The following is a 13,548-nucleotide window of genomic DNA, read 5'->3' on the forward strand; positions in this document are numbered from 1 at the left end:
CTTTATAGTCTTTTCATAAAAAAGAAGAGCTCTCCCCTGGGGGAAAGCTCATTACATCAGCAATTCCTGTTTTTCACTGTGCGGGATATGGAAGTCGGACGATGTTAACGGAAAGTGCAGGCCGCAAGTATTGAGCTTCCGGCTGTTTTTATCAAAAAGCTCGCGGTCTTTTAATACCCATTGTCGTTTCGATTTTGTAAGCAATGTGTGGATCAGCTGCAGGCTGGTGATGATCTGAAATGCTTCATCGAGCGTCCCCTTGTATACATGCTCCTTAAAATCGAGCACACCCTGCTGTTTCAGCTCTTTCAATTGTTGTTTGCTAAAGTAAATCGGAAATACTTGATAAAGCTCTGAGACAAGTTCTTCAATATAGATTTCCTGTTCTTCTGTTGCTGCTTTCACAATGCGCATATGTATCACCCTTCATCCCTTGTTGAAATCTCTTCAAACAGAATAGCATACAAAAACCCGGGGTTGTGGAGGTAAGTGTTTCCTGACGGCTGAAAGGCTTTAGACAGAAAGGAGAGTAAAAATGAACCAACAATATCACGGCTTGACTTTCCTTGCAGGCAGCCGCCACGACGGCGGCCATTTGTTTACGTTTTTGAAGCAGGAAACGAAGGCTTCAAAGCCGGTCATTCAATATTGGACCGCCAATCAAAAAATAAAAATCAATCATAAAGCGGTATCTGACAACGTGCGGCTGAAAAAAGGGGACAGAATCGACATCGATCTTAGAGAAGAAGAAGACAGCGGCGTTATCCCTGAGTACGGCGAACTGTCCGTTTTATTCGAGGACGACCATATGCTGATCGTGAACAAGCCCCCTGGCATGGCGACGCATCCTAATGAAAAGGGGCAGACAGGAACGCTCAGCAATCTTGTCGCATTCTACGATCAAACAAACGGGGCAGAACGAAAAATCCGCCATGTCCATCGCCTTGATAAAGATACGAGCGGGGCGGTCGTATTCGCCAGGCACCGCCTTGCCCACGCACTATTGGACGAACAGCTGCAAAGGAAAGAGCTCGCAAGAACATACATCGCCATAGCGGAAGGCGCCTTCAAAAACAAAAAGGGAACCATTGCAAACCCGATCGGGAAGGACAGATACCATCCTGTCAGAAGACGGGTATCCCCGACAGGACAGCCGGCCGTCACCCATTATGAAGTAAAAGGCTACCGGCCAAAATACGATGTCTCATTGTGCGAGCTGCGGCTCGAAACGGGCAGAACCCATCAAATCCGGGTTCACCTTTCCCATCTCGGCCATCCCATTTCAGGAGACGCGCTGTACGGCGGCTCAACCGGCCTCCTGAAAAGGCAGGCGCTGCACGCCGCAGAAATCATCGTCACCCATCCGATCAGCGGTGAACGTCTGACCGTCAAAGCTCCGCTTCCCGATGATTTGAAAACCGCTGCCGCAAAAGCGGAACTGCTATGATCACTCAAAAAAGGATGATCCCGTGAAGTTTTTAGGATCATCCTTTTTCATTAAGCTTTTTTTCCCTTTAGCGGAGAAAGTGTCCGTTCCAGCCAGCTCATGAGAAGATCGGCGATAATCGCCATGAGGGCGGTCGGGATCGCCCCCGCCAAAATAATCGCCGTTCCGTTTGTTGCATTTGATCCCCTGACGATGATATCGCCAAGACCGCCCGCCCCGACGAATGTTCCGATTGCCGTTATTCCGATCGCGATGACAAGCGCAGTTCTCAAGCCTGCCATGATGACGGACAGGGCAAGCGGAAGCTCCACCATCCGTAGCACCTGCAATTTCGTCATGCCCATCGCTTTCGCGGCTTCTAAATAGGCGTGGTCAATGCTTTTGATCCCAGTATAAGTGTTCCTGATAATCGGCAAAAGCGAATAGAGAAACAGCGAGACGATCACCGTATTCGCTCCGAGGCCAAGCACAAGCATCAAAACGGCGAGCATCGCCAGTGCCGGAATCGTTTGTATCACATTCGTTACGGCAAAGATCCAGCCGCTCAATGTTTGATAGCGGGCGATGAAAATTCCCGCCGGAATGCCGGCAATTGCCGCAAACAGCACGCCGTAGGCGGCCATCAGAAAATGCCTGTAACATTCTTCAAGAACATAGCCGCCGTTATGCGCATAATACGTGCCAAGCTGCTGCAAGACATCCATTGCCATCGATCCCTCCGTTTCATTTAAAATAGTGATGTTTTTCTAAAAACTGCTTGGCGACGACCGACGGCTCCTTGAGCTTTCCGTCGACCTCATAGTTCAGTTCCTGCATCGTCTCCGTGTCGATTTTTCCGATCAGCTTATCGATAACGCCTTCAAGCTCCGGGTGCTCCTTCAGCACGTTCTCGGGAACGACGGGAGAGCAGTCATACGGCGGGAAAAACCGTTTGTCGTCTTTTAACATTTTCAGGTTGTACGCTTTAATCCGCCCGTCTGTCGAATACGCGAGAACGACGTCCATCTTCCCGTTTTTTACCGCGTCATAGACGAGGCCGATCTGCATCGGGTACGTGGAGCCGAATGCGATGCGATAATCGTTCATAAAAGCGTTGTATCCGTCTCCCTCTCTTTTCATCCAGTAGTTATCGACGCCAAGCTTATATTGGGATGCGTCCTTTTTCAAATCGGATATCGTTTCAAGGTGATGTTTTTCCGCCAATTCCCGTGTCACGGTGAACGTATAGGTGTTATCAAACCCGTACGAATTAAACCATTTCATTTGATACCGTTTTTTAAATTCCTTTTGCGTCAGCTTGAGCGCCTTTTCCGGATCCTTTTCAGGCTTCATCCTCAGCGTTCCCGTTAAAGCATCCCCTGTGTAGCGGGTTGCCGCCACATCGATTTCGCCCTTTTGCAAAGCCTGCTGCTGTACCGCATTGGACCCGAGGTTTTTGATCGTTTCCGTTTGTAAACCTGTGTTGTGTTCGATCAGCTGAGCGAGTATGCTTGCGATGATTTCCGATTCGCTCATGCTTTGCGCCCCGATCTTTATCGTTTGTCCGGCGTCTCCTTTTAGTCCGGGGAGCGCGCAGGCGCTAAGCATGATGAAAGATGCGGCGATCAGTATCCTCCTGACATATGTCATGATCATATTCAGCCAACTCCTTATGAAACTTCTTTCAGCCCTTTTAATCCATTCGGCGTCACTTTTCGTTCCGTCCGTGATAATACAGCGTCGGTTATCATGGCGAGAAGCGTAACCGGTACGGCGCCTGCGATGATATATTCCGGCTGATACAAATTAAGCCCGATGAAAATGTAGTCGCCAAGGCCGCCGCCGCCGATGAAAGATGCTAAGGTCGCCCAGCCGATCAAATAAATCGCCGATGTCCTGATCCCTGCCATGATTACCGGAACCGACAGCGGCAGCTCCACGAGGCGGATCTGTTCCCATGCAGTCATACCGATTCCTTTTCCCGACTCCAATAAATTGCCGTTCACACTTTTTATCCCTGTATATGTGTTTCGTAAAATCGGTAGGACTGAATAGAAAAATAAAGCTGCGATCGCCGGTACCTTTCCAACTCCTAAAAGCGGAATAAAAAATGCCAAAATCGCAAGGCTCGGCAGCGTCTGAATGACATTTACAACCGCGATGACAGCACCCGCTCCCCTTTTCATTCTCGTCAACAGCACACCGAGAGGAACCGCCGCAATGATTCCGAGGAATAGGGCGATGAATGAAATATAAAAATGCTCCCATGTTTTATAAAGCAGTTCTGATCCGTTTATCTGCAAAAAATGAAGAGCTTCAGCCAAACGAAGCACCTCCTGCGCTCAGCAGATTTTCTTCTCCCCAAATCGATTCGTATACGATTTCGACGAGGCTCGCTCTTGTGACGATGCCTGTGAGGCGGTTGTGTTCATCGACGACAGGCACATATTTGATGCCCCGTTTTAAAATTTTCCTTACGGTATCGCGAAGAAGCTCGTGTTTTTTCACCGTATAAATGTCGGTATGGACGACCTCGCCGACGAGCTTTGCTTTTCTTCGCATCTGATCGATGATTTCAACATCGACATATCCGCGAAACCGCCGCTTTTCATCGATGACAAGCAGCGAGTCGACGCGATGCCGCCTCATGATCTGAATCGCCTCTGACAACGTTTTATCAGCCGTTACGGTGACTGGATCGGCATTCATGATCTGTTCCACACGTTCGATTTCGGGGGTCGATTGAATGAGCCTGTCTTTTCCGATAAAATCTTCGACAAAATCGTTTGCAGGGTACCGCAAGATGTCATCTGGAGTGCCGACCTGGACGATCCCGCCGTCTTTTAAAATGACAATCCGGTCCGCAAGCTTGATCGCTTCATCCATATCATGGGTCACAAAAACGATCGTTTTGTTCAAGGTTTTCTGCAATTTTTTAAACTCTTCCTGGAGCGTATCACGGGTAATCGGATCAAGCGCGCCGAACGGTTCATCCATTAAAATCAACGGCGGCCCGGCGGCGAGCGCCCGCAAAACGCCGATTCTCTGCTGCTGACCCCCGCTCAGTTCGTGAGGGTAGCGGTCCAAATACTCCGGCCCCATATCAACGAGCTGTAACAGATCGCGCGCCCGTTCTTTCCGTTTTTCCTGAGGCCATTTCAGCAGCTTCGGAACGAGCGAAATGTTCTCCTGAATCGTCATGTGCGGAAAAAGCCCGATTTGCTGAATGACATAGCCGATCTTTCGGCGAAGCTTGACGGCGTCCTGAGTCATGATATTTTCACCGTCAATATAGATGCTGCCTGACGTCGGTTCGATCAGGCGGTTGATCATTTTCATCGTCGTCGTTTTTCCGCAGCCGCTCGGGCCGATGAAACAGATAAATTCGCCTTTTGCGATGTCCAAATGAATGCCGTTAACAGCTTTTTTGCCTCCTTTATACACCTTTGAGACGTTTTCCAGTTTTAGCAACAACTGCACCTCCACAATTTTGTTAAAAATATTAAAATCGTTAAATTTATTTTTGTTTTTTCAGAAAAATTTAACGTTTATATTATAAATGATCATCTGAAAAACCTAAAGCTGATGAAGCGGCCATATTAGATGTGAAATATTTGTGAATGCAAGTGTCCTCTGTTCAACTGCCGTATCCTCAAGTTTGCTCCATATTCCTTTGGAATCCTCGTGAAATAAGCAATTTGTCACGAATAAGAAAACGGCTGTCAGCCATGTGACAGCCGTTGCTTTCTTAAAGCGGCTTCGCGTATATAATGTAGCGCTGCGGCGCGTTTCCGATGTAAGAAAACGGATAACACGTCGTCAACACCAATTCCTCTTTTTTGTTTTGCAGCGTGATGATCGAAGTATCGTCTTGGTCAACGATTTTTGTTTTGATGATTTCGTATGCATAACGGCCATACGGCATTTCTACTTCCAGCCGGTCTCCGAGTTCAAGCTCCCCCGTTCTGCGAAAAACCGTGTCCCTGTGCCCGGAAAGAACGATTTGGCCGTTCTGCTTAGGATAGTAGCTGCCTTTATAATGGCCGACGCCTTTTTCTAAATCATCAGCACTCGTACCTTCCACGATCGGCAATTCGGCCTTTAATCTCGGAATGTATAAAATGCCGACAGCTTCTCCCATTGCAGGTTTGAACGATTCGGCAGACGATCCGTCAAGGGAGCCTCCCGCGGCGACCGCCTTTTTGGCATCTGTCAATGAATCTCCCGTTTGCCTGTTCGTGTCGTATATTTTCCAGCCGCCGTAAACGATAATCAATAAACCGGCTGCAATAAGCAGCAAAGAAAACACCTTCATTTTCATAGATTGGATGACCCCTTTTTCCGCATATAAACCATTATACCGCAGAAAAGAAGCACAATTCCCAAAAACAACGGACTGTACAGATTCGCGGCGGTATCCGAAAGGAAATGCCGGTTTTGTTCGTTATCGTTTCTTTTCCCCGGAAATATTCCCTCCGAACGTTCTGCTGTATGGGTACCTTGAGTAGCGCTTATTTCGTCTCCGCCCTGCGCGGGCAAAAACCCTTTTGCGCTTTTAGGCGGGCCCGGCAAAGAGCCGCCTGCATCATCAGGTTTTTCATCTTCTCCGGGCGAGGGATCGTTCGGAGCATCATCAGGCGGTTCACTTCCTCCGTTTCCCGGTTTCTCTCCCGCACCTCCGTCTCCCCCGAGCTTTTTAATTCTCCCTTCAGAGGTATACGATATCGGTTCTTTAAAGCTTTTGATAAATTGCACCGTTGCCTCGATATCTTCAGGCCCTGTCACCGGGTTTTTTCCGAGGCGGGAAATCGGCTGATATTTGCCGCCTGATGCAGATGCCATAAAATGATTGACGGTTACCGTATAGGTTCGGTCTTTGTCAATCGGTGAACCGTCCTCTAAGAGGATTTCGGCCGTTTTGTTTGTTTTTGGATCCCAGGTGTATGTAAAGCCGCTGATGCTGTAGTCAGGACCGTATACCGGAGAAATTTGCGCATCGATGATGTCGTACAAATCCCTTCCTTTAATCTCAAGCTGGACAAGGACGTTTCCGAATGGCTGGATATTGAAAGCATCTCCCCATGTAATCGGGCCTTTTTTTAAGTCCTGGCGGATTCCGCCGCCGTTCATTAAGGCAAAGTCAGAGTTCATCGCATGCTTCATTCCGTCGGCGATTAAATTTCCGAGCGGGGTATCCCCGTCGTTTGAATATCCGCCGGCCATGTCATGAGCCGCCTCACCGATTTTTTCTCCGATGATCGGGCCGACCATCTGTTCATATTTTTTTAATATGCCGGCTGCAGCCGGATCGGGGCTGATCGTTTTCTTGTTGACGTATTCGACTTCCGCCTTTTTTCGGACGATATCCTTCGTGTCCCTGTCGATTTCCAGGTCAACCACACCAATCGCTTTGCCGTATTCGGAGGCCTGAACGATTAAAGCCCCGCCTGCCATGCCGTTTACTTCTTCATGGTTATGCCCGGCAAAAATCACATCTACTTCAGGATCCGCCTTTTTTGCAAGCTCGGCCGACTCACCCGTTACGCCGGTGCCATGTTGGGAAGCCGTCATATGAGCAAGCACGGCGATTGAGCGGACGCCTTTTTGCTTCAATTCACTAACGGCCTGATTGACAGCTTTTGTCTCATCGGTGAATTCGATGTCCTTGATTCCGTCAGGCATGACCATATCGGCGGCAGACCTTGTAACCACGCCGATGAAAGCAACCGGAACGCCCTCCACGTCAAAAATCTCATACGGAGGCAAAAAGGCGGCACCGCTGTTTTTCAGCTTGCAGTTGGCGCAGACGAGCGGAAAATTCTGCCCGTCGTAGCCTTTCGTCCCTTTGCCTTCCGGATGCTCTCCGCCGTGCAGGATTCGAAGAAACTCGTCTGTTCCTTCGTCAAATTCGTGGTTTCCGACCGTGCCGACATCAAAGCCGATTTCCTCCATGAGTTCGACCGTCGGTTCGTCTTGAAGCAAAGAGGATACAGGCGAGCTTCCGCCAATCATATCTCCCGCGTGAACGAGGAGCGCGTTTTTCCGCCCGGCTTTTCGCTCTTTTATTAAAGCGGCGGCATAGTCCATTCTGCCGAAGGTTCCGTCCGTTTGTCCGTCACCGTCAAGATCAAGCTTATACTGCTGATCGATTTTGCCGTGCAGGTCGTTCATGCTTAAAAGGCGCAAAGAGATATTTCCGCTGTTTTCCTTTTTCGAATAGCCGGCTCTTTCCGCTTCCTCTGAAGATGCGAAGAAGATTCGCCTTTCAACCGGAACCTCGCGCCATTTGTCGGGCGCCACATACGTTTTGTCCTCCGAGTCGCCGACATACCTCGTCAGCCCTTTCCCCTGCTCTCTTGCACGGAATTCAAACGGCAGTTCAAGAAGCGGGTCATCCGCGTCCCACATGCCAAGCCGCTCGTCTTTCGCTTTTTTGACCGCCTGTTGGAACAGCTCGTAGTCCGTTCCGCTGCTGACAGGCCAAATAAAATATGTCACAGCCAGCCCTTTTTTGACGAGTTCCAAATTCGTGTTTACGCCATCCTCTGTCATGACCTGGGCGAGCAGCCTGCCGTAGCTGTCCTTCGCTTCTTTGCCGACTTTTACGGTTACCTTGTCTCCTCTTGACAACATCGACTGCAAGTATTGTTTCGCACGGTTTCCGTGTTTCAGCTGGTTTTCATCCAGCTCGTTTTTTGGTGTATGATACGTTTCAGGCGTATCCATATTCACAAATCGCACCTTTGTCGTCCCGAGCACCGGTTCCTTTAAGTGGATCGTATCCCCGTCAACGACGCGGTCCACAACGCCTTCATACTCGCCTTCCGAAACGGGAGGCGGATTGTCGGTCCCGTCCAGCTTTTTGATGTCCTCCTGCTTTCTCGGCAGCAGCTGAAGCGTATTATAACGGCTTAAAATCCCAGTAACCTCAAACCATCTGCCTTGTTCAATCAAGTGAACGGCGTTCGTGTCTTCCATTACCCGGAGCGTCAGCGGGTTGTAGTTTGCATCGATCATCGTGATGTTGTAGCCTCCCCCCGCCGGGGAGTCAGGCTTTGTTTCAATAAATCCTTTTATTTTCACGAGACGCCCTTCATATTGATCCTCGATTTCTGCGCGTTTCAGTTCTTCTATGGGCAATAAGAACGCATTCGGCAGGGTCGCACCTTCACCTGTTACCTCGATTCCGCCGGAGGCGGGAACGATTTCTGTCAGCCCTTTATATGACGCGACTTTTCCAGTGACCGAAACGTTCATCCCTTCCTTCAGCTCCGGAAAATCAGCTTGGGAAGGAGAAAAAATGTTGATTCCCCCCGTATCGTCCTGCATGTAGGTTGACAGTTTCCCGCCGCCTATCGCAGACTGGTTCGCCGTGACGGTCCCTTTGATTGTGACGGTTTCATTCATGCGCTTGCGTGCTTCCGCTATCGACGTTACGTCCGGGCGGGGAGGTTCTCCGCTGCCCTCCGTCAGCCTGATGGATTGAACAGATTTTAAACCCGGGGATTGAAAATATGAGGAACGTTCTCCTTTAACGATCAGTTTTTTTCCGATAAGGTGCGGATTCGTTTTTAAGCCGAATTGGCTTCTGAATGCGGCGGGAATTTGAACGGGAAGTATGTTCTCAGGCGATGTTTCATCTTTTTGATCAGCGATTGCCATGTTGTAATCATTCTCAAATGGGCCGGTGAATCTGTAGCTTCCTTTCGAAACGGTGTGGCCGACGACATCCCCTTCAACAAGAGCGCTCCCCGGGTTATTGCCGATCGCTTCCCTTACCGTTATCGGCTGCTCCTCTCCTCGAGAGACTTGCGTATACGGCGCGAGGAACGATGACGCCATAAACATTGCGATGACCGCCAAAGGCGCAAAACGCTTCTTTAACATTTTGACCATATATCCGCCCCCTTTTTTGTTGCTTCCTGTCAAATATACCTGATGTTTATAAAATCCATATTAGGATTTTGTAAACATTTTAAAAAAGAATGAGAACAGGGCTGACCTTATTCTCATTCTTTAGCCGGAAGCTTCAATGTCACCTTCGTTCCCTTGCCTTCTTCACTTTCAAAATGAATGCTTCCCCCGTGATTTTCGATGATTTTAAACGTAACCATGAGCCCGAGGCCCGTACCTTTTTCTTTCGTCGTGTAAAAAGGCTCGCCGAGCTTTTCGAGCGCTTCTTTCGAAATGCCTTTGCCTTGATCTTCAAAGGTAATGAAGACGCTGTCTTTTTCCCTGTATGAGCGGATGGAAATCACTCCTTCGGCATGTTCCATCGCTTCGATCGCGTTTTTAAGAATGTTAAGAAACACCTGTTTCAGCTCATTTGAGACTGCGAGAATCTCAGGAAGCTTCTCGCTCAGCTCCTTCTCGATCCGCACATTGTTCAAAACGGCTTGCGATTCCAAAATCATGCAGACATCTTTGAGGAGCGTGTTCACCTGAACCTGATCAAGTGTCGCCGATTTTGTTTTCGCCAATACGAGAAACTCGTTGATGATCGACTCAAGCCTGATGAATTCCGACATCATCACTTCGGCGTATTCCTTCTCGTATGTTTTCGTCTGAATCATCAATTGGAGGAATCCTCTCAGCGATGTAAGAGGGTTGCGGATTTCATGGGCAATGCCTGCTGCAAGCTGTCCAACGGCTGAAAGCATTTCCGATTTGATAAGCATTTTTTCCGATTGCTTCTCATTTGTGATATCTTCGGAAATCTGCAGAACCTGCTGCACATTCCCCATCCTGTCTTCCACGGGAACGAGCGAAACCTGCTCCCACTTGTCGCGGCCTTTCTCATCTTGATAATGAATTTCGCCGGTCCAGGGCTGCTTTTCAGCGGCCAGTTTCCAACGGGCAGAAAGTTCATCACACATAAAATGATGTTCGTACAAAGCTATAACGTGTTCGCCGATGATCTCGCACTGTTCTTTTTCGATCAGCTGACAAAACCGTTTATTCGCATATTGGACGGTTCCGTCGACAGAAGCGATCAAAATATTGGCCGGACTTTGTTCAATCGCCTGAGCGCTGATGTGCAGCGCCTCATTCGTCGCTTTCAGCTCGGTAATATCGGAAAACGTCATCACGATCCCCTCCGCTTTTTCGCCCGAATAGGAAGGGATCATTTTGACCGCGTACCAGTCACCGTTCCCTGCTTTTATTTCCTTTTGAATCGTTTTTTTCTCAACCAGCGTCCTTTTTAAGTCTTCCGTATAATCGGCATATTTGAACAGACCTTTGAGATCGCCTATCGGTCTGCCCGTGTCACTCTGCTTCAATTGAAGCATCTTTGCCGCTTCAGGAGTGAACAATTTCACGTTCAAATTCCCGTCCAAAAAAAGCGCGGCTATGTTCGTGTTGATCAGCAGATGGTCCAAATGGTCATTGAGGGAAGACAGCTCATCAATTTTCCTTTCAAATGTCTGATTGATCGTCATCAATTCCCTGTTTGCGGTCATAAGCTTTTGATTGGCGGCGGTCAATGCTTCATTAGAAACCTCAAGATCCTTTATTATCCGGTGTAAATGCCGAATATCGGAATGGGACTGATCTTCGTCACCTTCAACAGGCGGCAGCTTGTTTTTCCCCGTTTTTTCTTCTTTCATAAACAGCACGTAAAGCGTATGGTATTGGCGCGGAAAACGCTCCAGCTTCAAGGTGATGAAAGAAAGCTTTCCGTTCAAATAAACCGGAACGTGATTGAACTCGACCTCCCTTTTTTCTTTTCTTGCCTTTTGCAAAGCTGCGCTGACCGGAACGGAGAGACCGGCGGGAAAAACGCGGCTGCTGTTTCCTTTTGAACATTTTAAAAATTGATCTGCACTGACCGAAGACGCCACGATTTCTCCCCTGTCATTGAGGATCAGGCACGGGTTTACATACTGATCGATCAATGACAGAAAAATATCATCCAGTTTGTGGAATTCACTTAGTTCATGGATTTTTTTATATACGTCCGTTTGCACCTTTGAATACACAGTTTCAGCATCAGAAAATAAACCTGATAGTTTTCCGATTGTTTCACTTGAGCCCAGCATATAAAATCCTCCTTTTCTAAGCGCAAAATAAAAAAGGAAACAAACCTTTTTTCTCAAGAATCATGATGAAAATAAATGCTTCGGCAGCTGATACGGTTTTTCCGGAGGGAGAATCCTTACAGATGAACGCGGAGAGGCGGTAAGGGATGTTAGAGAGTACACTTCCTTTCATTTTAAAAAGCTTTCATGACGAAAAACCGGCCGGTTTCGTAAGTTCCGAAATTCCGGCGGCCCTCTGATTTGGGCACGATCATTTTTTACTTTCGCCGGCCTTTCGTCCATAACAGACGGGGGATCTGACACGGATCTTTAGATTCGGAGACCGCCATTGTTCGCGGGCTAAATCCTAAGGAGGATTCAGCTATGAACCCCTTTTAATTTGTTCTTCTGAACTACTCTATTCGACGGTTCGTACAAAATCCCTTTAAATCCATTCCAGCGAATACTCCTTTTTTGAATAAAAATGCAGGTTCAGACAAAAAATAACACCTGTACTAAATTGAAGGAGGATTCCACAATGGATCAGCAAAACCAGGATCAAATGCAAATCAACAAGGGCAACGAAGGAATGCAGCACATGAATCACGGGGGCCACGAGGTTTTTGACATGCACGAAGTGCTGTCTGGTATGATCGGCATCCTTGAGCAGTACATGATGTTCAGACAGCATGTCCAGGATCGTGAGCTGATGGACATTTTAGACAGACAGCATCAATTTATTATGTCACAGTACAATCTTACGGCGGAGTGCTTCCGGACGGGACAAAAGCCAAGCCAGGAAACCGCTACTTATATGATGAAAGAGAATCGTCAATTCGTATACGGCTTAAAGGAAACCCAGCCGAAAAAGCCGAAGATGTCCCCTCAGCAAATTGATGATGCGTGCATCAGCAGCTTCATGCTCGGCTTGCTTAAATCGGGCACTTCAGCTTTGGCGATGGCTGCTCCGGAAGTGACAAACCCGGTTTGCAGAAGGGTGCTGGCGGACCAAATTCCTCACTATATTGAAATGGCTTACGAAATTTTTGTTTATCAAAACAAGCACGGCTATTATCAGGTTCCGCAGCTCGCTCCTCAGGACATGCAAAAAATGCTATCCCTTTACGCCCCGGTCCAAGGCCAAATGCAGATGCCAACCAAAGGCGCAGGACAGCAGGGACCCATTCATTAACAAAGAAAACGGCATTGGATCGCACAATGCCGTTTTTTCGTGATCATATTTTCGTCTAAACTCCTCTTCAAACTGTGATATATCCTCGTTGACGGCGGCTTTGAAGCCTTGTTCGAAAGTATGGCCCTCCGCTGTCTCTTTCATGATATCGAGGATAACGCTTTTGCCTTTTTTTCTGACAAGCTCATCAATCATGTAATAGCTCTGCAAATAAATGTCCGCTTCATCCTCCTCGCGCATTTTTTGCCATTGCCGGTCAGTCTTTAATTTGGCAAAGGGGACGACGGACGGCAGCGCCCGTACATATGCCGTATCATGGGCCGCAGCCCATTCGGCGACACCCTCATGAAACCAGAGCGGATAGTCCTCCGGCTCAGATCCGAGCTCCCTGAGCTTTTCATGAAAGGCATAATGAGTATATTCATGAATCAGCACCCGCTCGTAAAGAAAAACGGCAAATCCTTCTCCTTTGAGAAGGCGCTCCCGTTCCTCAGGAAGCAGTCCGATCATTCGCGTTTCATCCGAATAAAAGCCTGTGATATTTGACAGCTTTGAAAATGCTTCGATTTCCTTTGGGCTTGAAAAAAAGACGAGATCAATCCCGTGTAAACGCAGGTTTTGAAACAGCATCCGATTGAGATCTGCAGCATCGTTCAGCGTCTGTTTCGTCAGCTTTAGCAAAGGCTTTTCCCGTTCTGAATAATACATGCTGACTTGGCGAAAACGGGTCATCTCCTTCGACTTGAGCAATTCCTGCGTGTCCGGGCCGCCGGAAACGGGGATATCGCCTGCCTTGTCTTGATGAAAAACGGCCGCAAACAATATGCCCGCCGCCAATAGAACGAGGGCCGCTTTTACACGTTTCCCCACCGCTGCACCCCCACTTTAAGAGTGTGTCTCTTACTTTATGC

The 13,548-nt window shown here is 48.3% G+C and carries 11 protein-coding genes; 2 read left to right on the forward strand and 9 right to left on the reverse strand.

The window, feature by feature from the left end; translation table 11 throughout:
* Positions 1–51: 51 nt before the first annotated feature.
* Positions 52–414 (reverse strand): DUF5365 family protein, encoded by a 363-nt coding sequence (locus AB447_RS17550; protein WP_046129694.1) that lies wholly within the window; start codon positions 412–414, stop codon positions 52–54.
* 121 nt (positions 415–535) lie between these two features.
* Here AB447_RS17550 and AB447_RS17555 point away from each other — a divergent pair, with 121 nt between their 5' ends.
* A complete protein-coding gene (locus tag AB447_RS17555) occupies positions 536–1,447 on the forward strand; it encodes an RluA family pseudouridine synthase (protein WP_048405702.1) in 912 nt (303 codons plus the stop codon).
* A 50-nt stretch (positions 1,448–1,497) separates the two neighbouring features.
* Here AB447_RS17555 and AB447_RS17560 read toward each other — a convergent pair whose 3' ends face one another.
* The 7 genes from AB447_RS17560 to AB447_RS17590 all read right to left on the reverse strand — a co-directional run bounded on the left by AB447_RS17560 (position 1,498) and on the right by AB447_RS17590 (position 11,466).
* Positions 1,498–2,151, reverse strand: coding sequence for an ABC transporter permease (locus tag AB447_RS17560; RefSeq protein ID WP_048353512.1), 654 nt, complete (start codon positions 2,149–2,151; stop codon positions 1,498–1,500).
* Between the two features lie 19 nt (positions 2,152–2,170).
* Positions 2,171–3,082, reverse strand: a complete 912-nt coding sequence (locus AB447_RS17565; RefSeq protein WP_048353479.1) for an osmoprotectant ABC transporter substrate-binding protein — start codon at positions 3,080–3,082, stop codon at positions 2,171–2,173.
* 14 nt (positions 3,083–3,096) lie between these two features.
* Positions 3,097–3,750 (reverse strand): ABC transporter permease, encoded by a 654-nt coding sequence (locus AB447_RS17570; protein ID WP_048353480.1) that lies wholly within the window; start codon positions 3,748–3,750, stop codon positions 3,097–3,099.
* Positions 3,743–4,897, reverse strand: a complete 1,155-nt coding sequence (locus tag AB447_RS17575; RefSeq protein WP_048353481.1) for a betaine/proline/choline family ABC transporter ATP-binding protein — start codon at positions 4,895–4,897, stop codon at positions 3,743–3,745. The genes AB447_RS17570 and AB447_RS17575 overlap by 8 nt, the downstream gene beginning before the upstream one ends.
* A 277-nt stretch (positions 4,898–5,174) precedes the next feature.
* Entirely contained in the window at positions 5,175–5,747 is a 573-nt protein-coding gene (locus AB447_RS17580) for a class D sortase (RefSeq protein WP_048353482.1), read from the reverse strand.
* The gene (locus AB447_RS17585) at positions 5,744–9,322 is read right to left on the reverse strand and encodes a 5'-nucleotidase C-terminal domain-containing protein (protein ID WP_057957677.1); all 3,579 of its coding nucleotides are present in this window, start codon (positions 9,320–9,322) and stop codon (positions 5,744–5,746) included. Before AB447_RS17585 ends, AB447_RS17580 begins: the two co-directional genes overlap by 4 nt.
* Before the next feature lie 113 nt (positions 9,323–9,435).
* A complete protein-coding gene (locus AB447_RS17590; protein ID WP_048353483.1) occupies positions 9,436–11,466 on the reverse strand; it encodes an ATP-binding protein in 2,031 nt (676 codons plus the stop codon).
* A 517-nt stretch (positions 11,467–11,983) separates the two neighbouring features.
* On the opposite strand from AB447_RS17590, the gene AB447_RS17595 reads away from it, so the two are divergent.
* Entirely contained in the window at positions 11,984–12,637 is a 654-nt protein-coding gene (locus tag AB447_RS17595; protein WP_048353484.1) for a spore coat protein, read from the forward strand.
* On the opposite strand, the gene AB447_RS17600 is transcribed toward AB447_RS17595, so the two are convergent.
* Positions 12,560–13,507 (reverse strand): peptidase MA family metallohydrolase, encoded by a 948-nt coding sequence (locus AB447_RS17600; protein ID WP_048353485.1) that lies wholly within the window; start codon positions 13,505–13,507, stop codon positions 12,560–12,562. The two genes, AB447_RS17595 and AB447_RS17600, sit on opposite strands and share 78 nt — an antisense overlap.
* Positions 13,508–13,548: the final 41 nt, after the last annotated feature.

The organism is Bacillus glycinifermentans (assembly GCF_001042475.2).
GTDB lineage: Bacteria > Bacillota > Bacilli > Bacillales > Bacillaceae > Bacillus > Bacillus glycinifermentans.